At 66.5% G+C, this 26208-nt stretch carries 19 protein-coding genes and 1 pseudogene; 8 read left to right on the top strand and 12 right to left on the bottom strand.

All coding sequences use genetic code 11. The features are described from left to right. Positions 1-78: 78 nt before the first annotated feature. A complete protein-coding gene (locus tag K3U94_RS05965) occupies positions 79-3267 on the top strand; it encodes an adenylate/guanylate cyclase domain-containing protein (protein ID WP_230987576.1) in 3189 nt (1062 codons plus the stop codon). Here K3U94_RS05965 and K3U94_RS05960 read toward each other — a convergent pair. The 3 genes and pseudogenes from K3U94_RS05960 to K3U94_RS05950 all read right to left on the bottom strand — a co-directional run bounded on the left by K3U94_RS05960 (position 3248) and on the right by K3U94_RS05950 (position 8105). Beyond that, on the bottom strand, positions 3248-4765 hold the full coding sequence (locus K3U94_RS05960) for a PE-PPE domain-containing protein (RefSeq protein WP_220695893.1): 1518 nt from the start codon (positions 4763-4765) through the stop codon (positions 3248-3250). The genes K3U94_RS05965 and K3U94_RS05960 overlap by 20 nt on opposite strands. Before the next feature lie 171 nt (positions 4766-4936). Continuing rightward, positions 4937-7519 (bottom strand): ABC transporter permease, encoded by a 2583-nt coding sequence (locus K3U94_RS05955; RefSeq protein WP_220695892.1) that lies wholly within the window; start codon positions 7517-7519, stop codon positions 4937-4939. Further along, positions 7519-8105 (bottom strand): annotated as a pseudogene (locus K3U94_RS05950) (ABC transporter ATP-binding protein). The gene K3U94_RS05955 and the pseudogene K3U94_RS05950 overlap by 1 nt, the downstream one beginning before the upstream one ends. On the opposite strand from K3U94_RS05950, the gene K3U94_RS24290 reads away from it, so the two are divergent. After that, the gene (locus K3U94_RS24290; RefSeq protein ID WP_275564550.1) at positions 8010-8351 is read left to right on the top strand and encodes a hypothetical protein; all 342 of its coding nucleotides are present in this window, start codon (positions 8010-8012) and stop codon (positions 8349-8351) included. The pseudogene K3U94_RS05950 and the gene K3U94_RS24290 sit on opposite strands and share 96 nt — an antisense overlap. Here K3U94_RS24290 and K3U94_RS05945 read toward each other — a convergent pair. After that, positions 8285-8470, bottom strand: coding sequence for a hypothetical protein (locus K3U94_RS05945; protein WP_220695891.1), 186 nt, complete (start codon positions 8468-8470; stop codon positions 8285-8287). The genes K3U94_RS24290 and K3U94_RS05945 overlap by 67 nt on opposite strands. 183 nt (positions 8471-8653) lie before the next feature. Here K3U94_RS05945 and K3U94_RS05940 point away from each other — a divergent pair, with 183 nt between their 5' ends. Continuing rightward, positions 8654-9997 (top strand): cytochrome P450, encoded by a 1344-nt coding sequence (locus tag K3U94_RS05940; protein ID WP_220695890.1) that lies wholly within the window; start codon positions 8654-8656, stop codon positions 9995-9997. 6 nt (positions 9998-10003) lie between these two features. Continuing rightward, positions 10004-11287 (top strand): acyltransferase, encoded by a 1284-nt coding sequence (locus tag K3U94_RS05935; RefSeq protein ID WP_220695889.1) that lies wholly within the window; start codon positions 10004-10006, stop codon positions 11285-11287. A gap of 6 nt (positions 11288-11293) precedes the next feature. On the opposite strand, the gene K3U94_RS05930 is transcribed toward K3U94_RS05935, so the two are convergent. The 4 genes from K3U94_RS05930 to K3U94_RS05915 form a co-directional block, all read right to left on the bottom strand. After that, positions 11294-11830 (bottom strand): hypothetical protein, encoded by a 537-nt coding sequence (locus K3U94_RS05930; protein ID WP_220695888.1) that lies wholly within the window; start codon positions 11828-11830, stop codon positions 11294-11296. Next, positions 11827-12024, bottom strand: coding sequence for a hypothetical protein (locus K3U94_RS05925; RefSeq protein WP_131721448.1), 198 nt, complete (start codon positions 12022-12024; stop codon positions 11827-11829). The genes K3U94_RS05930 and K3U94_RS05925 overlap by 4 nt, the downstream gene beginning before the upstream one ends. Before the next feature lie 120 nt (positions 12025-12144). Further along, on the bottom strand, positions 12145-14718 hold the full coding sequence (locus tag K3U94_RS05920) for a helix-turn-helix transcriptional regulator (RefSeq protein ID WP_220696694.1): 2574 nt from the start codon (positions 14716-14718) through the stop codon (positions 12145-12147). A 50-nt stretch (positions 14719-14768) separates the two neighbouring features. Further along, a complete protein-coding gene (locus K3U94_RS05915) occupies positions 14769-17903 on the bottom strand; it encodes an adenylate/guanylate cyclase domain-containing protein (protein WP_220695887.1) in 3135 nt (1044 codons plus the stop codon). Positions 17904-18095: 192 nt separating this feature from the next. On the opposite strand from K3U94_RS05915, the gene K3U94_RS05910 reads away from it, so the two are divergent. Beyond that, positions 18096-19223: an NAD-dependent epimerase/dehydratase family protein gene (locus K3U94_RS05910; protein WP_220695886.1), complete on the top strand. Its 1128-nt coding sequence runs from the start codon at positions 18096-18098 to the stop codon at positions 19221-19223. Next, complete coding sequence (locus K3U94_RS05905) at positions 19220-20413, top strand: AI-2E family transporter (RefSeq protein WP_220695885.1); 1194 nt, start codon at positions 19220-19222, stop codon at positions 20411-20413. The genes K3U94_RS05910 and K3U94_RS05905 overlap by 4 nt, the downstream gene beginning before the upstream one ends. Here the strand turns inward: K3U94_RS05905 and K3U94_RS24340 are convergent. Then, positions 20338-20529 carry a hypothetical protein gene (locus K3U94_RS24340; RefSeq protein ID WP_350355355.1) on the bottom strand — a complete coding sequence of 64 codons (192 nt, stop codon included), beginning with the start codon at positions 20527-20529 and terminating at the stop codon, positions 20338-20340. The two genes, K3U94_RS05905 and K3U94_RS24340, sit on opposite strands and share 76 nt — an antisense overlap. 736 nt (positions 20530-21265) lie before the next feature. Further along, positions 21266-21427: a hypothetical protein gene (locus tag K3U94_RS05895; RefSeq protein ID WP_157864224.1), complete on the bottom strand. Its 162-nt coding sequence runs from the start codon at positions 21425-21427 to the stop codon at positions 21266-21268. A 26-nt stretch (positions 21428-21453) separates the two neighbouring features. On the opposite strand from K3U94_RS05895, the gene K3U94_RS05890 reads away from it, so the two are divergent. Beyond that, the gene (locus K3U94_RS05890; protein WP_220695883.1) at positions 21454-22233 is read left to right on the top strand and encodes an ATP-binding protein; all 780 of its coding nucleotides are present in this window, start codon (positions 21454-21456) and stop codon (positions 22231-22233) included. A gap of 25 nt (positions 22234-22258) precedes the next feature. Continuing rightward, entirely contained in the window at positions 22259-24160 is a 1902-nt protein-coding gene (locus K3U94_RS05885; protein WP_220695882.1) for a LuxR C-terminal-related transcriptional regulator, read from the top strand. Here K3U94_RS05885 and K3U94_RS05880 read toward each other — a convergent pair. Both K3U94_RS05880 and K3U94_RS05875 read right to left on the bottom strand, forming a co-directional pair. Next, positions 24105-25463: an FAD-dependent oxidoreductase gene (locus tag K3U94_RS05880; protein ID WP_220695881.1), complete on the bottom strand. Its 1359-nt coding sequence runs from the start codon at positions 25461-25463 to the stop codon at positions 24105-24107. The genes K3U94_RS05885 and K3U94_RS05880 overlap by 56 nt on opposite strands. Before the next feature lie 109 nt (positions 25464-25572). Further along, positions 25573-26202: a DUF4245 domain-containing protein gene (locus K3U94_RS05875; protein ID WP_220695880.1), complete on the bottom strand. Its 630-nt coding sequence runs from the start codon at positions 26200-26202 to the stop codon at positions 25573-25575. Positions 26203-26208: the final 6 nt, after the last annotated feature.

Raw genomic sequence — 26208 nt, 5'->3', positions numbered from 1 at the left:
TCTTTCGGAACGCTGTATCCAGCCACGGGTCTGCGGTGACACGATAACGACGTGAACGGCGTTGGGCCGCCATCGGAACTGCCAGCCTTGGTGTGCAGTTCATGCGGCACTGGGCTGCCCGCGACCTTCAGGTTCTGCAACGAGTGCGGAACAGCAGTGGCGACTGCCCGGCCACCGGCCGAGTACAAGCAGGTGACGGTGCTGTTCGCCGACGTGGTGCGCTGGATGGACATCGCCGCAGCGGTGGGCGCCGAGCGTTTACGTGAGATCATGGCCGACCTCGCTGACCGCTGTGCGGCGGTGGTGCAGCGCTACGGCAGCACGGTCACACAGTGGACGGGCGACGGGATCATGGCGGTGTTCGGCGCCCCGGTCGCCCTGGAAGACCACGCGATACGGGCCTGTCGGGCGGCCTTGGACGTCCAAGAGGAGTCGAAGCGGCTTGCTGTCGATGTCGGTGAGCGCGATGGCGTCGAGCTGCGGTTGCGGGTCGGGTTGAACTCCGGTGAGGTGATCGCGGGCGGGATCGGCTCGGGCCCGTTCGGCTACGCCGCCGTGGGTGAGCAGGTCGGGATGGCCCAGCGGATGGAATCGGTCGCGCCGCCGGGTGGAATCATGCTCAGCGTCTCGACCGCCCAACTCGTTGAAGGCACGGCTGCACTGGGTGAAGTCGAGTTGGTTCGGATCAAGGGTGCCCGGGAACCGGTGCCCGCCCGCCGGCTGTTGGGCATGGCCGACCGCCATTCCGCTGTCCGGCGTGCTGAGTCGAGTCTCATCGGCCGGCGCGGGGAGCTGACCACCGTAGAGACGATGCTGGACCGCGCGATCCACGGTCAGGGCGGTGTGGCCACTGTGGTGGGTGCGCCGGGTATCGGAAAGAGCCGGATGGCCCGGGAAGCCGCCGCGACTGCGGCCGGTCGCGGGGCGGAGGTGGTGTGGGCGTTCTGCGAGTCGCATGCCGGCGACGTCCCGTTCCACGCAGTGGCGAGACTGTTGCGGGCAAGTCTCGGCGTGGCCGATCGGCGAGGCGAAGACGCCCGCGCGTGGGTCCGGGGACGCGTTCCCCATTCCGATCCGCAGGATCTGCTGCTGCTCGATGATCTGCTGGGCATCGCCGACCCCGACGTGGCCCTGCCCCAGATCGACCCGGATGTGCGCCGGAGCCGGCTGACCGCGCTGATCAACACCGCATCGTTGGCCCGCACCGAACCAACACTGTTCGTCATCGAAGATGCGCACTGGATCGACATCGCCAGCGAATCGCTGATCGCCGATTTCTTGGCGGTGATCCCGCGCACCCCATCGATGGTGCTGATCACCTATCGCCCCGAATACCGCGGCGCGCTGACGCAGATACCCGGCGCCCAGCGAATAGTCCTTGCGCCACTGGATGATACGGAGATATCGGCGCTGATCGGCGAGCTTTTGGGGTCGCATCCCTCAGTCGGCGAGCTGGCCGCGATCATCGCCGGGCGAGCTGCCGGAAATCCGTTCTTCGCCGAGGAGATGGTGCGCGAGTTGGCCCAGCGCGGGGAGCTGGCCGGCGAACACGGCGACTACATCTGCCACACCAGGGCCGCGGACGTCACGGTGCCGGCCACGGTACAGGCGGCCATCGAGGCGCGCATCGACCAGCTCAGCAGCCAGGCCAAACGAACATTGAACGCGGCGTCGGTGATCGGGGCACGCTTCGGCGCGGAGTTACTGCCCGCACTGGGCGTCGATGCGGAGTTCGACGAGCTGCTCGGCGCGGAGCTGATCGATCAGGTGCGTTTCACCCCGAGCGCCGAATATGCCTTTCGGCATCCGTTGATCCGCGCGGTGGTCTATGAATCACAGCTCAAATCCGATCGCGCCCAGTGGCACCGGAAGCTGGCCGCCGCGATCCAAGAACGTGCTCCCGGATCGCTGGAGGACAACGCGGCGCTGATTGCCGAACATCTGCAGGCCGCGGGCGAGCTGAACGCGGCCTACGCCTGGCACATGCGGGCCGGCGCATGGTCCACCAACCGCGATCTGGTCGCGGCCCGGGGCAGCTGGGAGCGGGCCCGGCGCATCGCCGACGCACTGCCTGCCGACGACCCAGACCAACTGTCGATGCGCATCGCCCCGCGGACCATGTTGTGCGCCACCGACTGGCAAGCCCGAGAGGTCCAGGAAAGCCGTGGCCGCTTCGAGGAGCTGCGGGAACTGTGCAGCGCGGCCGGGGACCAGGTGTCGCTGGCCATCGGGATGACCGCGCTGGCCACCGAGCTGATCTACGCGGGCCGCTCACGTGAAGGCTCGCAGCTGGCATTCCAACAGATGGCGCTGTTCGAGTCGATCGGCGATCCCTCCCCGACCATGGGGTTGGCGTTCATGGCCTTCGTCAACTGGCTCTGCGTCGGGGAATTCGGTGCGATCCTGCGGTGGTCGCAGACCATCGTCGACCTGGCCGCGGGCGACCCTGCCAAAGGTGCCAACTTCGGTGTGGGATCGCCGCTGGCGATCGCGTTGGCATGGCGCGGCACCGCTCGGTGGTGGTTGGGTCGTCCCGGATGGCGTCAAGACATCGATGATGCCGTCGCGATGGCCCGATTAAGCAACGCGGAAACCCTCGGCAGCACCGTCGCCTGGACCTACGGTTTCGCGATGCAGTACGGGGTGCTTCGGCCCAGTGACTCCGCGCAAAGCGCGTGCGAGGAGGCGGTGCAATCGGCCCAACGCGCCAGCAGCGACCGCGCACTGGGTTTGGCCGGCTACGCGTTAGGGGTCGTGCTGCTCAACCGGGACAACGCGGCCGACCGTCATCGCGGGCTGGAATTGATCATGCAGTGCCGCGACATATGGCTGCGCAAGCGCGCACTCTTCCTCATCCCGGTCACCGACATCTGGGCCGCCCGGGAGACGGCCCGCGCCGGCGACCGCGACGGCGCCATTGCGACGATGCGCGAAGCGGTCGACGACTTGCGCCATGCCGGAAACGTCTTCTATGGCATGTGGGGCACCGGCGTCCTGGTGGAGACGCTGCTGGAGCGCGGCACAGCCGACGACCTCGCCGACGCCGAAGAGGCGATCGACTGGTTGGCGAGCCTGCCGACCGGTCAAAGTTCGGCGATGTTCGAGATCACGCTGCTGCGGCTGACCGCGCTGCTCTGCCGTGCGCGCGGCGACGAGGCCGCCTACCTGAAGATGGTGAATCGCTATCGCGCCCTGGCGGAATCGCTCGGCTTCGAACGCCACATCGACTGGGCGGAGGCAATGCTGGCTAGGAGAACAGCTCGATGAAGTTGTCCACGGTGCCCAGGACGGCGAACAGCGCCGGTGCGGCACCGAGAAGCGCGTCGAAGGGGACCAGACCTGAATAAGCCGCCAGTGGAAGCCCCATCGCGTCAAGAAGGTCACCGGCCTGGAGCTGGTCGACAAAGATGTTCGCGGCGTATGTGGGGAGGCTGGTGAACAGCGCACTGACCGCGTCGGCGGCGGGTAGCAGCGCCGAGTAGTCGTAGGCCAGCGTGCTGTTGATCATGGTGATGATGTCGGCCGGCGGTGAGTTGAGCGTCACGTCGGAAACGGGGAAGCCGGCGAGCGTGAGAATCCCCTCTATCACATCGTCGAATGTCGGGTTCTCCGGCGCGAATCCGTGGGTGTAGATCGAGTCCGCGAACGGCAGCCAGGGCGCGAGCTGCTCTTCGTAGCTGACCGGATTCGCAATTGCGTTGAGGGCGTCGTTGATTCCCTGCTGCAAGCCGTTGCCCAGTGCCGTAGAAAGCTGGCTTAGGTCGATCTGCGGGAACAACCCGAACGTCGTGGGGACGTTCGCCGGCCCCTGATTCCATCCTTCGTCGATGCTGCCGTAGCCCAGGTTCACCAGGATCCGAGTGACGGGCTCCAGCAGGTCATACAGGGGCTGGCCGATCCCGGGCAGGAACAGCAGCGGCATCAGCAACGGCAGGCTCGCGCTCGGGATCATGTAGTAGTCGGTGAGGCCTTCGCCGGACAGCGCCTCGGATCCCGGCAGCAGAATCGCACTATCGACCTGCTCCGGCGTGAGGTTCGCATAGATGAAGTGCTGGGTGAAGTTTCCGATCAGGGCGTTGAGGACCGACAACAGATTGAGCGGGTAGTGCGGAAAGTCGGCGCTGGCGTCGTATTCGAGGCTGTAGATGTCGGTCGGATACAGATCCGACGGGGTCGCGGGGCTGAACGGGAAGTTCGCGGCGGTGAAGGCCCAGCTGTTGCCGGCCGGAAAATCGAAGGTGCTCAACAGGCCGCCGTTGGGATTGTTGACATCGCCCACCAGCACGAAGTGCACCAGGTCGCTGGGGACACCCGCGTCGCGAAGTTGCGGCATGATCTGCGAGGCCACCCCCGCGCTCTGCGAGTAGCCGAAAACCACGACGGGATTCTCCGACGTCACCCCACCGGCGGCGATCTGGTTTTGGATGTCGGAGAGCATGATCGGTTGTCCGTGGCTCAGCGACGCCCCGAATCCCATGCTCTTGACACCGGTGATCGGATAGAGCTCGTTGGGCAGCAGCGCGGCCTGCGTCGTGCCGGTGAAGCCGCCCGGCTGCAGATACAGCGTGTTGATCGCATCGAGAAACTGCGGGGGCGGCAGCACCGGGCCACCGCTGCCGTCATAGACCAATGCCGTACCGCCGCCGGTGAGCTGGATGTCGCGGTCCTGGGAGTCTGGCGGTGCCGCCACTGCGGGGACGGCGATCAGGTTGGCGCCGAGTACTGCTGCGGCCGTGATGAAATGCGGTCGCCGTATTGCCTGCATGGCCATCTCCCGTCATGGTCAGGAACGCCCGAATTCGCTTGGCGCTCCGCTGCCAGGATCGTCACCCACGTTGGGGTAAGCCGCGCTCAGTAACGCGCCACTGCAATCTCACGGTCTGCGCGGCCGTACCACTGAGTGGGGAGTTGAGCTGCCCGGCACCCGCATCACACGTCAGGCGGTTCGCAGTACGTCGGCCGTCTCCAACCGCCGCGCATGGATCGCCGGATACACCGCTGCTGCCAACACCAGCACAGTCACCGCGGCCACCCCGGTTCGCAGCGGTAGGCCAAGCACATCACCGTCAATCTTGGTGCCGTAGAACACCGGTGAGCCCATCGACCAGAGATAGGTCAGTCCCACTCCCCCGAGCCCACCGAGTAGCGCCACCAGCAGGCCCAGCAGCCCGGCATGAGCCGCGACGACAGCCTGCTCCTGCCCGGGCCGTGCGCCGATCGCCCGCAACACGGCCCGCTCCCGCTTGCGTTGCACCAGCCCCAGGACGAAGACGTTGAGCACGCTCAGCCCGGCTGCGGCCATCACCACGTATGCGGCGACCGTCAGGGGCTCCAGAAATCGCGTGAGTCCGCCTGTGGCGGCAGTACGCCACTGCTGGTTGTCATACACCGACAGGCCGGCACCCAGCGCCAGAAAGTCAGCGCGATGCGCGGTCGCCTCGGCGGCGGTCGGATAGCGCACGGCGATCTGATCGCGCGCCGCGGCCCAGTCCGAGCGCGCCACGGCTTCCGAGGCCACCACGATGTCGCCCACCGCGGAGTCATCGATCATCTGCGGTGAGATGATCCCGGCCACCCGGTACCGCTTCGATCCCGCCACGGTAGGCAGCTCGACCGTCCCGCCCCTGGCCACGCCGAGCCGGCTGGCGGCGATCTCGCTCAGGCCGATCTGCCCGGCCCGTAGCTCCTCCCAGAATGTGTCTGAGGCACCGGTCGGCTGGTACAGCCCCTGGCTGAACCAGTCGCCCGGCGTAACGCCGATGACGAGGCGCGCCAAGGTGCCCGAGGAGATCATCGACCTCCACCGCGACGACACGCTGTGCCCGTCGGCCGCGTCGGTTACCAGCGCCAGCGTGGCGTCGGGGAGTTGGCCGTCCCGCTGATCGAGTATCGACTGCGCGGTGATGAGCAAGGAGTCGGGCAATCGCTGGGCCTTCTGCGCTGCGACCTGCTCGGTGCCGAGCAACTGCATGCTCTGCGCCGCAATGGCCAAGCTTGCCCCGGTAGCCAGTATCGCCGCGGAGACGGCGAACAGCAGCGCGTAGCGCCGGACGTCGGCTCCCAGCAGACGCCCGACGTCGGGGCGGGCGACGGTCAACAGTTCGATCAGCAGCCGTGCACCACGCGGGGCGAGCCACACCGTCATCATCGCCACCCCGAACTGCCACAACGATATTGCGTTGATACCTACATTTGCAGGCAGCGACCCGTGTTCGAAGATCTTCATGACGACGAAGGCGCCCGCCAGCGCCGCCGTCCCGGCCAGCAGCGGCCAGATCGGGATGGTCCGGGCACGCTGCACCCCGCCGGCGCTCGCCATCGACGCCAGCGGCCCCTCCCGGGCCAGCCGCATGGCCGGTCCGATCATCGCGAGGATTCCGCAGAGCGTCCCCGCCGCCCCGCCCACCACGATCAGGCTCGGTGTGAAGTGCGCTGTCACAGTGCCACCCGAGCCGGACAACATGGACCGCCCGAACCGGTCCACCAAGTAGCACCCCAGCAGAAAGCCGCCGGGAACCCCCGCCAGTCCCCCGAGAAAGCCCACCGCGGCGCCCTCGCCGAGCATTCCGCCAAACAGCCCGACCGGCTTGGCGCCGATCGCTCCGATGGTCCCCAGCACCGCCCGCCGATCCTCCACGGCCAACAGGATGGTGTTCATCGCGATGAGGAAACCGATCAAGACACCGCACAGCGCGGTCAAGTCAAGACTCTGTGTGGCGTTGGCGAACACGGCCGGCTGGTGCGGACGGGGCGGGCCTGCCGTTGCGACGCCGGCGATGACGCGGTCGATACCGGCGGTGATCTCACCGCCCGGTCTCGGCACCACGAACGCGCCGGTAGCGTAACCGCGCGCCGAGAGCAGGTCAGCGGCGATGTCCGCGGAGGGCGCCAACAGGACGTAGCCGCCGTTGATTCCCGACACGCGGTCGAACTCCGAGAACGTCCACCCCACATGCGCCGAGCCCGGGGGCAGACCGGGGATGCGCAGTTCGGCGCCGAGCTGCAGGTGATGGCGCTGCGCGATCACCGTCGGAATCTCCAGTGGCACACCGGGGCCGGCCGCGGGCTTCTCGTCATTGGCCCGCCGCTCGCAGTTGAACGAACCGACCAGCAGCTCGATCTGACACGACCCGCCCAGCAGGAAGAAACCCGGGGGCGACTGAGCGGCACGTGTGCCGCCGCCTCCGTCGATGTCCACCGGTGTCAGATTGGCGACGATCGGGATGACCGCCTGCGCTCCGGTCACCTCGGCGCTCAGCCGGTCCACCGTCTCGATCGGTAACCGGCCGTTGACGTTCGGAGTGACCTCGACCACCCCGTTGCCCGCGGCGTGGGCAAGCGACGGGCCGAACGCGTCGAACGGACGGACCAGCTCGGACTTGAGTACCAAGACCCCGAGAACGACCGTCACCCCCACCGCGACGCCGATCACACTGAGCAGGGTGCGGCGCCAATCGGCTGCCAATGCGGCGAGGTGGATCCGCCGAAAAGACAGCCATCCGAACGACGGTCGCGCCATCATCGCCTCGCGCCGGCTACGCCGGCGACTGCGTAAGCGCGACCGTCGACCAAGTGCACCTCGCGGGATCCGTAGCGGGCTACACCCCGGTCGTGTGTCACCACCACCACCGCGGTGCCGTCCTCATCAGACAGCGAGCGCAGCAGCTCCACGATTTCCATCGACGTACGCCGGTCGAGGTTCCCGGTCGGCTCGTCGGCGAGGATGACGGACGGCCGGGCCACCAGCGCACGCGCCACCGCGACCCGCTGCATCTGTCCACCTGACAGTTCCGCGGCCGGTGTCTGGCTCGGTCGGCGAGCCCCACCCGGTGCAGCAGTTCCTCGGCGCGTGCGTCCGCTGACCGAGCCGACACGCCGTCGAGCACCAACGGCAAAGACACATTCTGGACGGCAGTCAGCATCGGCACCAGGTTGAAGAACTGGAACACGAACCCGAGGTTGCGTCGCCGGAACTCGGCGCGGGCCCGAGCGCTCATCGCCCACACGTCGTGACCGGCCACGGCGACCGTGCCGGTATCCGGCGCATCCAACCCGCCCGCGATGTGCAGCAGGGTCGATTTGCCGGCCCCCGACGGTCCGGTCACGACGACGAATTCTCCGGCGTTGACTCCGAAGTCGAACTCGACAAGCACGCTCACCTGCTCGTCTCCCCGGTGGTAGTGCTTGGCGACTCCCTCGAGCTGCAGTGCTGCCGGCTTCGGATCACCGCGATAGCGGTGTCGGCCGGAGGCACGCTGCTCACCGACCGGCGCGGGTTGGGCCGTCACAGGTGGCGCATCTCTCGCGCCATGGCAGCGTCCTCGAGAAAGAAGTTCAACGGAGATGGATAGTGCGTCCGTTCCGGCCGCCTCGCGGGGTGGATCATCGCCCGCACGGCGTCGACTACATGGAAATGGTTCAAGTGCGGTGTCAGCAACGGATGGACGTGCACCGCGGACAACGTGGACATGATGTGCGCCTTCTTTCTTCTGTCCTGCGATCTTGAAATCGTTGCTCGCGCCTGGCACGGCGAGCGCAGTAGCGGACCACTGCAATCTCGCCGGTTTGCAGTACCGCACTACCGAGCTCGTTCCACGGCACACCAGCGACCATTTCTTCAGGGCGCAGCAGCACATCACCGTTGGAGGGACGCATGACCGCTCTGGCTATGGCCAATCCCGGCGAAGAAACGACGGCATCCAGAAACCCGCCACCGGTGCGCCTACCCAAGCTCGTGCAGGGGGTTGGATTCGCCTTCTTCCGCCGCAAAGCGATGAGGTACTGGATCGCGCGGCACGGACACGTCTTCGAGATCAACGTCCCCTTCTTTGGCCCATCCGTCGTCGTGTCCGAACCTGCCCTGGTGAGGTCGGTGTGTACCGCGAGCACCGATCAGTTGTCCAATGTGCAACCGAACCTCAGCAACTGGTTCGGACCCGGATCCGTCTTCGGGCTCGAAGGCGCTGTGCATCACGCTCGTCGCCGGCTGCTCACGCCGGCACTTCACGGCCGGAGTCTGGAAAACTACGAGAAGGTCATCGAGGAAGAAACCCAGCGCGAATGTGCAAACTGGCCTGAGGGCAAAGAATTTCGGATTCTCGAGCCAATGAGCAGGATCACACTGAACGTGATACTGCGGGCCATCTTCGGTGCTGATGGCGCCGAAGCCTCGGACCTCGACCAACTACGTGAGATCGTCCCGCCCTATATGAAGCTGGGTCAGGTCATGGCCTTCGTGCCGGCGCCACCATTCTGGGCCGGACGCCACGGCCCGTGGGCCAAGCTGGACAAGCTCCGCAAGGCGATCGACCGGATCATGTTCACCCAGATCGCGCAGGCCGATGCCGATCCGGATCTCGGCAAACGGGCGGACATCCTCGCAATGTTGCTGCGCAGCAGGCACGACGACGGAACCCCGATACCGCGACGCGACCTCTGTGACGAGCTGCTGACCTTCATCGGCGCGGGGCACGAAACCACGGCAACGGCATTGAGCTGGACGTTCGAGCGGCTGCGTCGTCACCCAGATCTGCTGGCCGATCTGGTCAGAGAGGTCGATGAGGGGGGCGGTGAGCTTCGCCGGGCCACAATCTTGGAGGTGCTGCGAGTACGCACCGTCGTCGACGTGATCGGCCGCCAGGTTACGGCGTCGAACTTCGACCTCGGCCAGTGGCGGATTCCGCGGGGACGCACAGTGCTCGTGCGTATCGCCGATCTGCACGACAATCCAGAGATCTTCCCGCACCCGGGACGGTTCGACCCGTATCGCTTCCGCTACACCAGGCCCGTTTCACCTGCATGGCTGGCGTTCGGTGGTGGAGCACGCCGCTGCCTCGGCGCTGATTTTGCGATCGCCGAAATAGATGTCGTGCTGCGGACGGTGTTGCGGAATTTCTCGATCCAGTCCGACGACGCCGCCGCCGAGAAGTCGTATTTCCGGGGAGTCGCTCATACCCCGAAACTTGGCGCCCGCATCACAATGCACCGGCGAACGTAGACCATCATGTCGACCCACCTCGTCCGGCCACTGCACCCACGGCGGTTCGAAATCCGCTGCAACGTCGGCGATGCGATTGTCGCGAACCTGGCGGTCCACATGGTCTTCTTCTTCCAACGGCAACTCGATGCCAGGGCGCTCGCCGGCGCATTTGCGCAGGCGCTCACCAATCTTCCAGTCTTCGCGGGACGGATGGGCATGAGCCGCGGCAGGATGCGGATCCGATGCCACGGGCAGGGGGTGCCGTTCAGCACTGCGTCATCGGACCGCACGCTGCATGAGGCGATTCGTTCGGCATCGGACGACACCGGAGGCTGGCTCGTCGACCCGGTGAGCGGCCCGACGGCTCGATGGGGACGAGGTCCGTTGTGCAAGGTGCGTGTCACGCAACTCGCGAACGATGCAACGGCGATCGGCGTCTCCTGGCACCACGCGATCGGCGACATGCAGACAGCGATGCACTTGATGAACTCATGGGTAGCTGCCGCTGCCGGCAAGCCGGTCGCCGAGCCCTTGATCGTGGAAGATCGTGCCGCCTTCCTCGATGACCATCTGCCTGCCGACGGCACTCGGGAGCCCGGGGTGCGTTGTCTCGGGTTCGCCGAACTTGCCCGCAGTGCGCTGTACCTGGCAAAGGATGCCCGAAAGCAGCGGACTCTGAATCTCTACTTCAGCGACGACGAAATCGCCCGCATGCGTGACGCCTACGGCAGCCGGATGCGTTTGTCTGCCAACGACGTTGTATGCGCGCATGTGTCCGAATCGCTCATGAAGTCAGATCCCGCGGTGAATCGACGTAGTCTCGCGATCGCCGTGAATGCACGGAAGCGTTGTGGCCTCGATCCGATGCTTGTCGGCAACATCATCACGACGCTCAACCTGGACCTGCGACGTGGGGAGGCCGCCAGTTCAATCGCCGAACGCATCCGCCACAGTGTGGACCACTTTGCCGACGAACACTGCGACATGCGCATCAACCAGCAGTTTCTGGACGCTGCCGGCGCATGGCGGGCCGCTCGCTGCGTATCCACTGCCTTCAATCCGGCCCGGTGGAATCCGATAATCACCAACTGGAGCGGCTTCGGCGTTTACCGCATCCACTTCGAAGACACCTTGCCGTCGTACTGCACTCCGTTGATGAGGTTGCCCGTAGCGGGACTCGGCGCCCTGATGGAAGGGGCAGACGGCCGTGGGCTGGTCTTTCAGATGTCATTGCCGCCCCGGGAATTCGAGGCCATGTCAAGTCCTGCGATCCGGGAACACCTGCACCGGTTTCAACGTGCCGGCTGACCCGGGTCAGGAGATCAGACTGTCCACAAGTGCCCCAACGTCCTCGATGCCGGGCACGCCGGGATCGAGCACCGGGTTCAGATCTTCGACCAGCGCGGTGATGTCCCCGGTGCCCGAAGCCTCTGCTGAGTAGACATACGGATCGAAACCAAAGAGACCCGCGATCCAGTCCCATGCGGTTTCGAAGAACTGCCCAACGCTGACCACGAGGCCGCCAAAGACGAAAAAGCCGCCGAGAAGGATATCGGTGAGGAGGTTCGCGATGAAGTCCCCGAAATCACCGAGGGGATCGGCAAGGGCCGGTTCGGCACTGAGCACCCAGTTCAATGCCCCGTCATCGGAGGTCAGGTCCTCGATGACCGCAGCCAACGGCGACACGCTCTCGCCGCCGAGACTATTCGCCACCGCATCGACGGGACTCACCAGATCGATGGAATGCTCAGCGGCCGTAAGCGCCACCGCCCGGTACTCGACATTGGGCCCGCCCACCGGGGGGATGACGAGGAGGAAGGCACCTAGCAGGGCGCCAGAGGCATGAGTCATAATTGTTCCTCCTTGATCAGCGCCCACCGTGCCGCTGCCCGGTGCACTTCCTCCGCAGAACCCCTGACCAGCTGGACGACTTCCATGTTCCGGCTGTAATGCGTGGCAACCCAGCCGATGCCGTGTTCGTAGTCGACGCGCAGCAATGTGCCGTCCTTGGCCCAATCGTGACCGCACTCATGTGGAGCGATCATCGTCATCTCCCGCCGATTTCGTTCTGCGATACGAATCGTCAGTGACGTGAGATGGGACGACGTCAGTAGTGCAGCACTGCAGTTTCACTCAGTCTTCGGACGGCGTCACTGAGTAACCGTTCAGCTCCGGCGGCGGGGACGCAGGGCTGCCAGTTCGTCACGGCCCTTGGTGTCCGTCTTCAACATGGCTCGATAGATGTGGCTTTCCACGGTACGAACGGAGACGCTCAGTCGCTCGGCGATCGCTCGGTTGGACAGTCCCGCGCCGATCAACATCACGATCTCTTGTTCGCGATCGGTCAGCGGCAACGGCTCTGCGGCCTGGCGCAGCGCCGGCGTACTGGCACCACCGCACTGATCGGCCAGTGTGGCGGCGCGGGTCGCGCACACCAGCGCTGTTCCCCGCAGGTCTTGGCGGCGGTACTCGATCGCTGCGCGAGCGGCGGCATCGACCGCGGCAACCAGATCCCCGATGCGCTCGAATTCCAGCGACACAGCAGCCATCTCCGCGGCGTCGCCGTCACGCAGCGTGGCGGCGAACCGTGCGGCCAGCCCCACCCGCGGACCCTCGACGACAGCTTCGAGTTCGCGCAATCGGACCGCACCGGTACGATCCCCGAACTGGGCGGCGGTCTGCAGACAGACCACTTCCGCTGCGAATTGCCCTCTCGCCGCGGCTGTCTCGGCCGCCGACCTCACGATCGCGATCGCCTCGCTGACTGCGCCCTGACTGGCGACCACCCACGCCCGGGCCAGGCTCCGGTCACAGTCGAGCAGTCGGAACGGACGCCGCAGCTTGTCGAGCGTGGCAAGAGCAGCGACGGCCTCGTCAGTTGCACCACGCATCGCCAGCGCGGTGATGGCCGGCACGAGATAGCGGTAACCCCAACCGATGGCATGGCTGGCGGACAATCCTGCTGCCGCCTGTTCCAGCAGTCGGCAAGCGGCGTCGAGGCGACCGGCGCCCAGGGCAGCCACGCCTGCCACGGCGGCGCCGAGTGACCCGGCCGCTCCCGGCAGCTCGGCTGCCTGTTGGCTGACCCGCTCGGCCGCCTCGACCGCCTCGTTCACTCGTCCCGCCAACAGCAAAGCGCCGACGTGTGCATCGGCGATGTTGAAACTCATCTGTGGCGCGTCCAGGGAACGGGCGACAATGCCATACCCGGCCTCAGCCGTGGCCAGGGCCTCGGCGGTGCACCCGGCGTCCGCGGCTATGGCGGAGAGCACCCAGGCGATCTCAGCGCCGACAACGGCCGGCAACTCCTCCACGTCAAGTACTTCGGCGGCCCGCCTCGCCGCATCCGGGCGGTCCACGGCAAACCAGTACACCGTGAGGAAGGCATCGATGTAACTGCGAGCCTGCTGCGCTACGGTGCGCGACGCCTCGTCGATGATCTCCTTCGCCCGCGCCGGCTCACCGAGCGCCCAGAGCATGTTGCTGGCTCGCAGAAACGCCAACCGGGCGCGGTCGCTGTCGGCCAGGTCGCCGCCGGCGATCTCGGCGAGCACACTGTCAGCCTCCCCGCCGTGTCCCAGCCATGACAGTGCGTGTGCGCGAACGAAAGTCGGCTCCGGTCCACCGCCGGCCCGGATCGCGGCTCCGGCAAGTCTTTCGGCGAGAGTCAAGTCCGCCAGCCAGACTGCGCCATGGGCTGCCCTGACCAGCAACTCGGCGTCGGGCGCGAGGTCGGAGTCAAGACTTAAGGTGGCACGGCGCACCACCACCTGGATATCGTCTCGATCCTCGGCCGCGGCGAGTTCCGCGGCAACCAGGCCTCGTAACCGCCGCAGCCGGGTGGCCGGCGCGCGGGTGCGCCGCACTTCACCGTAGAGCGGATGCGCGACCCGCACCTGAACACCGCCGACCAGGGACTCCACCGTGATCAGGCCGCGGGTATCGGCTTCCTCGACCGCCGCCGGATCGGTGATCCGGGTCAAGGCAGTCAGATCGATCGGCTCCCCGACCGCCAATGTGTCGATCACATCACTGATCGGCCCGGGCAAGGCGCCGAAACGGGATTCGATGAGATCGACCAGGCCCAGCGGCATGATCGGATCCCCGATCCACCGCCAGTAGCCGCGTTGTTGTTCGATCCGGCCGTCGGCGAACTCCTGCTCGACGATGTGACGCAGGTACAACACATTCCCGTGAGTCAGCTTCCAAAGCCGCTGAACCGCTTGAGGATCCACCGGCCCGTTCAGAGCTGCCGACAGCAGTGTGTCGGTTTCGTCGATCGACAACGGCTGCAGGTCAAGTCGTTCGAACCGGCCGGACACCCAAAGCTCGCGCACCGCGGCGGGAATGGGTTCGCCGTCGCGGACGGTGAGAATCACCTTGGCCAAGCCCCGCTGCACGATCTGCTGCACAACAAATGCCGACAGGTCGTCGAGCAGGTACACGTCATCGACGCCGACCACCACCATGGCGCCGGGCGGGGCCGCGACCAGCGACTCGATCACCCCCCGCAGCAGCTGAACCGTGTCGGTGACGCCCGGCGGCGTCCACGCCGCGAAGGCGCCGAGCGGAATGGCGCGGGCCGCAGATGTGCCTACCGCCCAGCGCGTTTCGCCTCCGCGCGCTTGAGCCGCCGACAATGCCTCACGTGCGATCTGGCTCTTCCCCACACCGGAAGCACCGTGGATGACGATTCCGGCGACATCCGGGGCCGCGATGGCCGCCTCAACAGTCCGCATCTCCGCCGGGCGGGCTGTCAACGGCCACGACACACGCACGATCCCTGCCCTCACTTCATGGCCTCGGCCAACACGATATGCCCTTCGTAGCCAACCTCGGTGGCCCGCTTGAGGTACTGGTCGGCGAGTCCGCGGTAGCCGTCCTGGTCACCGTTCGCGCGTGCAAGCAACGCACGCATCCCGAGGAGCGGGACGTCGAACAACGCGTAGCCCTCGTCGGTGGGCACCGCTGCCAATCGGTCAATGGCGACCTGCGCCTCCGTGAGGTCAGTGCTGTTGCCGCGCTGTAGCAGTGCTTCCACCAACACTCTGGTGGTCTCACCGCGGGTGATCATGTCGCCGGTGTCGTACAGGTAGTCGACGGCGGTGCGGGCCAGCTCGACAGCGTCATCGATCTCGCCGATGCGAGCCTTCTCCCGTGCGAGCTCGGCATCAAAGAATCGCACGGCCCCTTGTGCGTAGCCGTGCCGCAGATAGGCGTCGCGGTACTGAGTCAGCAGCGCCAAGCCGGCTTCACGTTGGGAAGCATCCTGGTTGAGCAGAACGAGACCTCGAGCCAGTCGTGCGGTATCCACCGCGTAGTCGTCACCGGACTGCTCGGCCATCTCCAGCGCCCGAGCGGTCTCGCGCTCGGCCGCCGCGTCGGGCAATACCACCCGGGCGTAGACGGCGAAGCCATATTTGCCCAGCACGACCGTGACATAGGTCCTGGCGTCGACACGGCGGGCCATCGCCATCGCCTGATCGAGGTCTTCTTTCCAGCCGGTGAGCCCAAGGCCATACCGGCAGGAACCGCGGAACATGAGCGCGATCGCCAGCGGTGAGCCGATCAGCAGATTGCCCTTGGCCAGATCTCCGTCGGCCAGGTCGATGACGCGCTGCGCCAAGCGCAGACCTTCGGCGGCCTCGCCGGCCTGAACCTTGATGTTGCACGGCGCGATGGCAAGCGCAACCGTCATGGTCGGGTCGCCGATCAACTCCAGCTGTCGACTGCAGTCCGAGGCGACACGTGATGCCTCGACGTACCGGCTGTGAAAGATCAGCACCGTCATCAGACCGGCCATGCCAATGGCCAGCGAGAGTTTGTCGTCGACGGCGGTGCACAGTTCGCGCAGCTCGGCGAAGCCGGCATCGGCGACGCTGCCGCTGACCCAGCTGGTGCTCGCGCAGAGCATGGTGCGCGGGGCGATCCGCTCGGACTCCCGACCCGGGTGGTCGGCGGGCAATCGGTCGGCGATGGCGCGGGCACGCTCCCAACTGACTCGCGCGGCTCTGATGTCGCGATGCTGTGCCCAGGCCCCGGCCCGCATGCGCCAGCCGTACGCCGCGGGCAGGTCACCGGCGGCCTCCAGATGCTCGGCGATCAGCGCCGCGTTCTCGTCGACCGCGTCGGAGTGACGTTGTTCGATCGCGGTGGCCAGCCGCCGGTGCAGGTCGGCACGCTGCGCCTTGAGTTGTGACTCGTAGGCGACGATCCGAACCAGCGGATGACGGAAGGCGTACTCCGCGTGCGGGGTGAACCGCACCTGCTCCACGAATTCGGCAGCGATCAACCCATCCAGCTGCACACCGCTGTGGAGAACCGCCAATTGCTCTGCGTCGAAACGCAGTCCGATCACCGCAGCGGCATTCAGCGTCTGTTTGGCGACCGGTTCGAGCCGATCGATACGGGCGGCGATGGCGGCCTGCAATGTCGCCGGCACGACGATGTCGGCATCATCGACAGCGCAGACATAGCCACCGCGGGAACCGCTGAGCACCCCGCGCTCGGCCAGGTCCCGCACGATCTCCTCGGCGAAGAACGGATTTCCGGCCGCCCGCTCGACGATCCGCCCGCACAACGTCGACACCGACGGGTGCGAGCCGAGCAATTCGGTTGCCAACGTTAGGGAATGGGCCGCATTCAACGGTGCCAGGGTGATGGTCTGCGAGTTCGGCGTCCGGGCCAGAACGCCGTGGTATTCGGGCCGGTAGGTGATCACCACCAGTGATGCGGTCTGCGGGATCACCGCGAGAAAATCGGCCAGCAACAGTTCGCTGACCTCATCGATCCAATGCACGTCCTCAATGACGTACACGACCGGCTCCTGCCGTTCCATGGAAACCTTGTTGACCAGCCGCGTCAGTCGGCGGCGCCGCGCATCGGGATCGATCACAGCCAGATCGACGCTGTCGCCCCGAATACCGAGTAGATCGTCGAGCAGGAGCAGATCCTGTGGATCGGCGTCCGGCGCGCGCCCCCTGATTCGCGCACGCGCCGCCGCGTCGTCGAGTCCGCTGATCCCGAGCGCGGTGACAAGCAGCCCGGTCACCGCGTGGAACGGGACATCGGCGGCGTGCGACTCGCAGTAGGCGGCGAACACCTCCACGCCCCGGCCTTGAGCGACGCCGCTGATCTCGCGGGCAATGCGGCTCTTCCCTATTCCCGGTGGCCCCACAACACCGATCACGCAGCCAGTACCGCTGATCGCCTGCTCGAGAATGCCGGTCAGTGCCCCCATCTCCCAGCCGCGACCCACCAACGAAGGATCCTGTCGAGCGGCATGCCGATGCTCCGGCGACACCCCCAACAACCGATGCGCCCGTACCGGTTCTGTCGCACCCTTGATCTGGACCCACTCCGGGTCCGCCAGTACCACCCAGCCCCCGACCAAGCGCGCCGTCGAATCGCTGAGCAAGACCCCGCCTGCCGGCGCGACCGATTCCATCCGCTGCGCCCGCCCGACCTGCTCACCCATCGCGGTATAGCTGCCTGGCCCCGAACCGATCTCACCCGCAACAACCTCGCCCGAGTTCAGGCCAACTCGTAGTTGCAGCCCACCGTCGCCGGTCGCGGTATTCACCCGCTGAATCTCCAACGCCGCCAGACATGCCCGAAAAGCGTGGTCCTCCAACGCCACCGGCGCACCGAACACCGCCATCACGGCATCTCCGATGAACTTCTCCACCCGCCCGCCATACCGCCGCACCACCTCCGCGCACCGGTTGAACAGCTCGGTCATGATCTCGCGCAACCGCTCCGGGCCCACCGCAGCGGCGATGTCCATCGAATGGACCACGTCGGCGAACAGCACCGTGACTTGCTTGTATTCGGCGGGCGGTGGCGCCGCGACCGGAGCGCCACATTCGAAACAGAACTTGGCGTTCAGCGGCAACTCGGTGGCACACGAAGCGCAGGCGGTCATGTCATCGCCGCCGCACCAGCGCCGACGCGCGCAGCCCCAAGCAGTGCCTGCCGCACGTCCGGCACATGATTGTCGCGCTCATCGCTAGGCCGCCGATCCGGAATTTCATCCGACCGGAAAAGAATAAACTCATCCACCCTGACCAGCTACGTATTGCAAAATCGCGAGAACACTTTCCAATCGAGGGGTCTCATGGACACGGTCCTGGTTACCGGCGCATTCGGGCTGGTCGGTTCGGCGGTGGTGCGCCAGTTGGCCGCCGAGGGCCGTGCCGTGGTCGCGACCGACCTCAACACCCCGGCCAACCGCAAGGCGGTCGCCGCCCTGCCGGCGTCGGTGCAGGTGCGCTACGCCGATCTGACCGATCCTGCCGCGGTCGACGCCCTGGTCGGCGCTGTCCGACCCGCCGCGATCATCCACCTGGCCGCGGTGATCCCGCCGTTCATCTACATGCGCCGTGAGCTGGCGCGACGGGTCAACGTCGAGGCCACCGGGCACCTGTTGGCGGCCGCCGCCGCGCAGCCCGAACCTCCGTCGAGCCTCGCTAAACCGCCGGGTTCATACGGCGGTTCCAGCTTCGGCTCTCCTCCGTCGAGCCTCGCTAAACCGCCGCGATTCGTGCAGGCTTCCAGCATCGCGGTGTACGGGTCACGCAACCCCCACACCGTCTCAGGCGTGCTGACCGCAGACACCCCGACCCATCCCGCCGACGTCTACGGCGACCACAAAGTGCAGGCCGAACAACTGGTCCGCGCCTCGCCGTTGGACTGGGTCATCCTGCGGTTGGGCGGGGTGCTGACCGTCGACCCGGGCTCCTACATGAAGCTCGACAACCTGTACTTCGAGCAGCTGCTCCCCACCGACGGCAGGCTACAGACCGTCGACGTCCGCGATGTCGCATCCGCGTTCGTCGCAGCCACCACCGCGCCCGTCGTCGGGGAAACCCTGCTGATCGGTGGCGACGACTCGCACCGCCAGATCCAGGGCGACGTCGCGTCGGCGATAGCCGGCGCGCTGGGGCTGGTCAACGGCCTGCCCGCCGGACTTCCGGGCAACCCCGACCGCGACGAGGACTGGTTCAACACCGACTGGATGGACTCCAGCCGCGCCCAGGAGGCGCTGGGCTTCCAGCACCACTCCTGGCCGGACATGCTGGCCGAGACGGCCGCCCGAGCCGGCGCACAGCGCTACCTGCTGCGGGCGGTCGCTCCACTGGCCCGCGCCGTGCTGCGCACCCGCTCCCCCTACCACCGCACGGGCCAGCGGTTCGCCGACCCGTGGCGGGCCATCGCCGACAAATGGAGTGACCCACGCCCATGAACCAAGAATTCACTCCCACCCAACGACGGGCGCTGGCGGTCTTCACCGTGATCGCGCTGATGTTCGGCGCCTATTTCCTGCGCATCTACTTCGTGCTGATCGTGGTGGCCGCGGTCGGCGCCTACCTGTTCACCCCGTTGTTCCGGCTGCTCGGCCGGCGGGTGTCCACCGGGTTGGCGGCCACCGGGACACTGCTGGCGGCACTGGTCGCTGTCATCGTGCCGGTCGGGTTAACAGTTTTTCTGGCCGTTGTGCAGATCTCCCGCACCGTCGGCGAGGTCGCCGAATGGGTGCAGGCCACCGACCCCAACGCCCTGGGCGACAAAGTGCTGAAATTCATCAACGGCGCACTGGCCAAGGTGCCGTTCGTGCACGTCGAGCTGACCATGGAATCGCTGCGCGGCGCGATGGTCAACGTCGCGCAGAAGGGCGGCGATCTGCTGCTGCACGTGTTGCAGGGCGCCGTCGGCGGCGTGGTCGGCGCGGTCACCTCGGCGATCATCTTCTTGTACGTATTCCTCGCGCTGCTGACCCACCGCGAGGAACTGCAGACCCTGATTCGCCGGCTCAACCCGCTGGGCGCCGAGGTGACCGATCTGTACCTGGCCAAGATGGGCTCGATGGTGCGCGGCACCGTCGGCGGCCAGTTCGTCATCGCGTTCTGCCAGGGGGTCGCCGGCGCCGCCTCGATCTACATCGCCGGATTCCACCAGGCGTTCTTCATCTTCGCGATCCTGCTGACTGCGCTGTCGATCATCCCACTGGGCGGGGGCATCGTGACCATGCCGTTCGGCATCGGCATGGCGTTGTTCGGCAACGTCGCCGGTGGGCTTTTCGTGTTTTTCTTCCACCTGATCGTGGTGACCAACATCGACAATTTCCTGCGCCCGGTGCTGGTGCCGCGCGACGCCCGGCTCAATTCCGCCCTGATGCTGCTGGCCGTCTTCGCCGGGATCGCCATGTTCGGCTTCTGGGGCATCGTGATCGGCCCGGTGGTGATGATCATCATCGTCACCACCATCGACGTCTACCTGGCGGTATACCACGGTGTGGAATTGCAGACCCACGACGAGGAACCGAAGCAGCGACGAAAATGGTTGCGACGCCGAACAGCTCAGGCCAGCAGCGAGGAGAGTTCCGTGCGGGACACCGAAACTTCCTGCGGGCCATCGACTTGTGAGAGCCACTGACCCCGGAAGTTGCAGGCGTCGACGAGGTATACGGCGCCGCCGGTGTTGACGGTCACGCCGGAGGGATGATCGAGGTCGGTGAACGGCAAGCTGGCCCTGGGCGGTTGTCGGGACATCGACATCGCGGGGAGAACATCCAGCGGCCGACGCCGCCATGGCGATCACCGCATCTTCGGGCCAAATATGGGGTGAACACCTCATGCGTTTCGACGGGTCCGTCGCGCACATTGAGAAGCGTGCGCGGGGCCAGATACCGCGGGTATCGGAATGGGCCGAAAGGAATAGAGAATTGAATTCCTACTTGCTCACGCCCCGGGGCACGTGGGGACCTCCCGGGCCAGGCCCAATCCCGCGCGCAACGACCTATGCCCCTGTTACACCTGGCGCCAGGGAAAAGCTGGTATTACGCGGACGCACCTGGTATGCAAGTCATCGAGGGCATTGCTCCTGCGCGACCTATTCCGCCTTTGTGGATCCCCTAGTCGCGAATGGGAGGAAAAGAATTGAACAGCAGCTATTCGCTGAAACGGGCCATTGCCGGGGCCCTGCTGTGGAGTGTCGGAGCCGCTTCGGCACTAGTCGCGGGCATCGCCCACGCCGAGCCCGGAGCAAGCGACAGTGATTGGGGCCCACCACATCATTGGTGCCCCGGAGAGCAGCCGGTGCCGAAGACCGGCAATCACATCACCGACCCACTGAACTGGGATTGGAATGTGTGTCACACGTATTACTTCGTGTGGCCGGGGATGGGCAACGTTTCCAGCCTGATCTGGGACGGAGAGAATCCACCGCCCAGGCCCCCACCCGCGCCGGCCCTCAACTTCTGCCCGATCCCGCCATGGTGCCCCTGAGTTAGCTCCCGCCAAGAAGATCCCGAGACACATATGCGGCGGCGGCCTCGCCGTCACTGAGCCCGGCCACCAGTTCGAACACGGTGGCGCAACACCGCGAGCCGTTGCCGACCGCGACCGGTGTCAGCTGCGGATCACCCCGGGTCATTTTGACGCCCGCCACGACGATGTGATGACACGATCTTCCTCGTGGGCGACAGCACGGTGCCGCATCTACCGGTGCCGCTGACAAGTTTCATCGGGCGCCAGGGGCAGATCGATGAGCTGCGCTCACTGCTGGCCGTGAGTCGGCTGCTGACGCTGAGCGGCGCGGGTGGTTCGGGAAAGACTCGTTTGGCGATTGAAGTCACCCGTCAGATCGCGCCCCTCTTCACGGCGGGAGCCTGCTACGTCGACTGCGCTCCGCTCGCACACCCGGATCTGGTAGCAGTCGCCTTTGCCCAGGCACTGGGCCTACCGGACCAACCTGGCCGCTCAGCTGCGGACAGCCTGCTGAATTTCATCGGCGACCGGCAGTTGCTCCTGGTTTGCGACAACTGCGAGCACCTGCTGCACCCCATCGCTTCCTTGATCGATGTGCTGTTGACCGGCTGCCGGAATGTGACGGTGATGACCACCAGCAGGGAGCCACTGGGGCTCGCCGGAGAGACCACCTGGCGTGTGCCGTCGCTGTCGTTGGATGACGAAGCGTTGACGTTGTTCACCGACCGAGCTCGCCTGGTGCTCCCGACGTTCACCCTGACCGACGCGAACCGGGCCACGATCGCTGAGATCTGCCGCCGCCTCGACGGCATGCCGTTAGCCCTCGAACTGGCTGCCGCCCGCCTACGGGCCATGTCGCCCACCGAGATTCTTGAGGGGTTGCAGCATCGCTTCGCGCTGCTGACCGGTGGCGCGCGCACGGCTGTTCCGCGTCAGCAGACGTTACGGGCATCGGTGGACTGGTCACACGCTGCTCACCCCGGATGAGCGCGTCCTGTTCCGGCGTCTTGCGGTGTTTGTCGGGGGATTCGATCTGTCCGCTGCTGCCGCGACCGCCTCCGGCGACGGCCTGGGCGCTGACCAGGTCCTCGAACTCCTCACCCAGCTGATCGACAAGTCCCTGGTGATGGTCGTCGACAACCAGGACCGGACCCGGTACCTGCTATTGGAGACGGTGCGTGAGTACGCCTTTGAACGGCTCGAGGAGGCCGGCGAATGCGACGTCGCGCAGTGCCGGCACCGGGACTTCTACGCAGCGACGGCATCCGCCATCGACGCACTCACCGGTACCAGCCTGCAGTGCGGGCTGCAGCAGGCCATCCTGGAACTCGACAACTTCCGCGCTGCGTTCGCCTGGAGCCGCCACTGCGCCGACGACGACACGGCGCTGACAATAGCGTCGTCGCTGCTACCGCTTTGGCTGGCCTCGGGCCGCATTCTGGAGGGGCTGGCCTGGTTTGACGCTGTCCTCACCAACGATCACTCGACAGACCTGGCGCCCGCTACGCGGGCGGCCGCACTGGCCGATCGAGCACTGCTGGTCGGCTGGGTGGCTAGTGCGCACGAGCCCGAACCAGCGGAGCTCGCTGTGGCCCAGTCCCGAACACAGGACAACCCGGCGCTGCTCGCGCGGGCCCTGACCACCCGCGGCATCATTGCTGCCCTGCACGGCGAGCCAGGCGAGCAGTATTTCGCCGAGGCCGCCGAGCTGGCCCGGTCGGTGGACGACCGCTGGCGGCTCTGCCAAATCTTGGGCTGGCGAGCGAATATGGCCTTTCTGGAAGGTGATCCGGTCAGGGTGCGCGCTGCAGCCTCCGAAGGTGTCCAGATTGCCGACAAGATCGGTGATCGGTTCACCTCCCGCCAGTGCCGCACGTGGTCGTCCTGGGCGCAGCTGGTCGCTGGAGATGCGGTCGGCGCGGCAGCGCACTTCGGGGCGATAGCCGACGAAGCCCGCACCGACCGGGACGTGCTCTGGGAAGTGGTGAGCGGGCACTACCGTGCGCAATCCTTCAGCTATCAAGGAGATCCGCGCTCAGCCATGGCCGAGATCGCCCCGACGGTGTCGGCGGCCGAAGAACTTGGGCAGCTATGGATGGGCAACTCGCGCGGCGTACGTGCCATCATGGCGTTGGCCGACGGCCGTATCGACGAAGCCGATCACTGCATCCGAGTGGCCTGGGAATCGCTGTCTGGGGTTCCGCTGCACCAACGGATGTACACCTATGTGCTCGCCGAAGTCGCGCTGGCGCGCGGTGATCTGATCGGGGCGCGTCGCGTGGCCGACGAAGCGGTGTCGTCGACCACCGGGTGGCATCGCATCCTGTCACTGACCACCCGGGCGCGGGTGAAGCTGGCCGAACGCGAGCCGGAGCTCTGCGAACGCGACGCTTACGCTGCTCTCGCCCTCGCCGTGGACCTCGACGCGGGTCTGTCGCTTCCGGACCTGCTCGAATGCCTGGCCGCAACGGCCTGCGTCAACGGAATTCCGCGCCGTTCCGCCCGGCTGCTGGGCGCAGCCGACGGTATGCGCCGACGAATGCACACGGCCCGGTTCACGGTTCACGACGCCGCCAATCGAGCGACAATGCGGACGGTCCGCAATGCTTTGGGCAACAAGGACTTCGACGCCGCATTAGCCGAAGGCGCGACGCTGACCGGTTTCGAAGCGATCGAGTATGCGCAGCGCGGCAAAGGGCAACGCCGGCGGCCCTCCATGGGCTGGGGCTCGCTGACACCGACCGAGCGCGAGGTCGTCCGGCTGGTGTGCGCTGGTCTGGCCAACAAGGAGATCGCCACCCGCCTGTTGGTCTCACCGCGCACCGTGCAGACCCATCTCACCCACGTCTACACCAAGCTCAACCTGACCTCACGGGTACAACTGGTTCAGGAAGCCGGACGCCACGACGACTGAACGCGATCCGACGAATCATGCCGGGACGCAGCAGCCGGCTCGGCTGGTCGACGAGCCACGCAACTTTGATGAACTGCTCGAACACCTCGATGTCATGCTCGGCGGTCGCCAGCACTCGCTCCAGATAGCCATTGAGCACGCGCGTCACAAACGGCGGTGTTCCGGCGATTTCGGGCAGTCTCAAATCACCACCGGCGGCCATCTGCCACGCCTGCCGGATCGGCTTGGCCGCCGCCCGAAAGAACCTCCGCGACAGGTCATCTGTGCCCTGGGCCAGGCAGTCGCGCAGCACGAGTGCTTCCACCGCCGCCACCGTCATGCCCTGCGCATAGATCGGGTTGAAACTGCACACGGCGTCACCGACGACCACCAGTCCCGCCGGTGGGTGAGCCAGCTTGTCATAGCGACGCCACCGGCTGGAAGGAAACCGGTGTTGGGCGACCGGGCTCGCCGGCTCAGCGGAACGCACCGCTGCCAGAATGTGCGGCGGTGTCACGGCGGCCACGAAGTCGCACATGCCCGCCAGGTCGAGTGGTGGATGACGCCCCGCCATGCCGAAGACCGTGAAGAAGACGGTGTCGTTCTCACACTTGGCGAGGGCAACTCCGGTCGGGCGCCCCGGCACCGGCGACACGATCAGACCGTATTCGCGCAAGCCCTCGTCGGGTAGCCGCAGGAGCTGGCTGGCGTACATCAGGTCCACCCGGACCTCGTCTTCGGTGGGCGCGGCGAATCCGGCCCGTTCCAACAGCGCGGGAGTCCGCGAGCCGCGCCCCGTCGCATCTACCACCAGGTCGGCTGCCAACTCGGCGGTGACGTTGTCGGTGCGGTCGACGACGCGTACGCCGCTCACCCGGCCGGTTTCGGTGAGACAAAGCTCCACTGCCTCACGGCCACCGAGGACGCTGACATTGGGCAGGGCCATGACCCGACCGCGGACGTGTCGTTCGAGGAAAGGGCGCGTCATGTTGTAGGCCCGGAATGCCGGGGCGGCACCGGAATGGACGGCCACATGCCCGTTCATGCAGAAGTGCAGCCGGGAAAGGTCCTTGCCGTCATTGAGGACCGCGCCCCGCTCAACGAGTTGATCCAAGAAGCCGGGAAACAGCTCTTCCAGCGCCATTGCGCCGCGCATCAACAGGCCATGGGTGTGCCTGCCCTGCGGCACTCCGCGGCGGACCGCCACCGACTCCGCCACGGTGTCTCGCTCGATCACCGTCACCGCCGTGTAGAAGTCGGCCAGGGTGCGCGCGGCGAGGAGACCGGCCATGCTTCCGCCCAACACGATCGCGTGATTGCCCATCACCGTCCACCTCCTGTTTCAGCTCAGGATGTGGCACCGGCGGGCTCGCACCATCGGTCAAAGCGCGTAGCCGAAATCTGTGGGGTCGTAGTCCCTACCGAGTCGTCCCCTATCGGGTCGCCGGCAGCGGCGCCTGCGACTGCACGGCCGCCGCCAGAGTCCGGAACAACTCGGGACCGCCCGAACTGCTGATCGCGAGCTGGGCTGCCCCGGATTTTCCGGCCAGGCGGGTGGTCCACACCGAATCGCCGTCGCCTTGGTAGACCACCCACCGGGTGCCGTCGACGTCCTCGGTCCCGGTCGGGTGCAGGCCAGGCTGGATCGACGCGACCAGCGGGACCTCGTCGGCGTTGCTCTGCGTCAGGCTCACGTACATCCCGGTCGGGCTGACGTAGCCCACCCGAGAGGTGACCGCGCGCAACCGCTGGCCCGCGGAGTCGGCGCGGCCGTCGGTGATGCTGCCGCGGGTGCCGGAGTTGGGTTGCCAGCCGTCGGGCAGCTGCGGCAGCCGGACCGGGAACCCGAGAGTCTGCGCATCGGCGTTCAGCGCCGCGACGGCGTCATAGGGCGGCACCGGCCCGGCGGTGATGCCCCCCGGCCGAAATGCGCAGGTTCCGGCCAGTCCGGCCAGCGCAACGCACGCCAGGGCCAGGGGCACAAGCGACCAGAACATGTCGCGCCAGTCCTGCAATATGCGTGGTTTCGCGGGCTTGGGCGCCGGCTGGGGCTCTGTGGTCACGGAAGC

This window comes from Mycolicibacter heraklionensis (assembly GCF_019645815.1).
Taxonomy (GTDB): domain Bacteria; phylum Actinomycetota; class Actinomycetes; order Mycobacteriales; family Mycobacteriaceae; genus Mycobacterium; species Mycobacterium heraklionense.
This window is presented reverse-complemented; position numbering and strand designations above follow the sequence as displayed.

Excerpts from the sequence above, each read along its gene's own strand:
- K3U94_RS05920 (WP_220696694.1), bottom strand. The coding sequence starts at position 14,718 with ATGCGGACTGTTGAGGCGGCCATCGCGGCCCCGGATGTCGCCGGAATC.
- K3U94_RS24340 (WP_350355355.1), bottom strand. The coding sequence starts at position 20,529 with ATGTCCCGACAACCGCCCAGGGCCAGCTTGCCGTTCACCGACCTCGAT.
- K3U94_RS05880 (WP_220695881.1), bottom strand. The coding sequence starts at position 25,463 with ATGGGCAATCACGCGATCGTGTTGGGCGGAAGCATGGCCGGTCTCCTC.
- K3U94_RS05940 (WP_220695890.1), top strand. The coding sequence starts at position 8,654 with ATGACCGCTCTGGCTATGGCCAATCCCGGCGAAGAAACGACGGCATCC.
- K3U94_RS05905 (WP_220695885.1), top strand. The coding sequence starts at position 19,220 with ATGAACCAAGAATTCACTCCCACCCAACGACGGGCGCTGGCGGTCTTC.
- K3U94_RS05945 (WP_220695891.1), bottom strand. The coding sequence starts at position 8,470 with ATGTCCACGTTGTCCGCGGTGCACGTCCATCCGTTGCTGACACCGCAC.
- K3U94_RS05930 (WP_220695888.1), bottom strand. The coding sequence starts at position 11,830 with ATGACTCATGCCTCTGGCGCCCTGCTAGGTGCCTTCCTCCTCGTCATC.
- K3U94_RS05960 (WP_220695893.1), bottom strand. The coding sequence starts at position 4,765 with ATGCAGGCAATACGGCGACCGCATTTCATCACGGCCGCAGCAGTACTC.
- K3U94_RS05915 (WP_220695887.1), bottom strand. The coding sequence starts at position 17,903 with ATGACCGCCTGCGCTTCGTGTGCCACCGAGTTGCCGCTGAACGCCAAG.
- K3U94_RS05935 (WP_220695889.1), top strand. The coding sequence starts at position 10,004 with ATGTCGACCCACCTCGTCCGGCCACTGCACCCACGGCGGTTCGAAATC.
- K3U94_RS05910 (WP_220695886.1), top strand. The coding sequence starts at position 18,096 with ATGGACACGGTCCTGGTTACCGGCGCATTCGGGCTGGTCGGTTCGGCG.
- K3U94_RS05955 (WP_220695892.1), bottom strand. The coding sequence starts at position 7,519 with ATGGCGCGACCGTCGTTCGGATGGCTGTCTTTTCGGCGGATCCACCTC.
- K3U94_RS05925 (WP_131721448.1), bottom strand. The coding sequence starts at position 12,024 with ATGATCGCTCCACATGAGTGCGGTCACGATTGGGCCAAGGACGGCACA.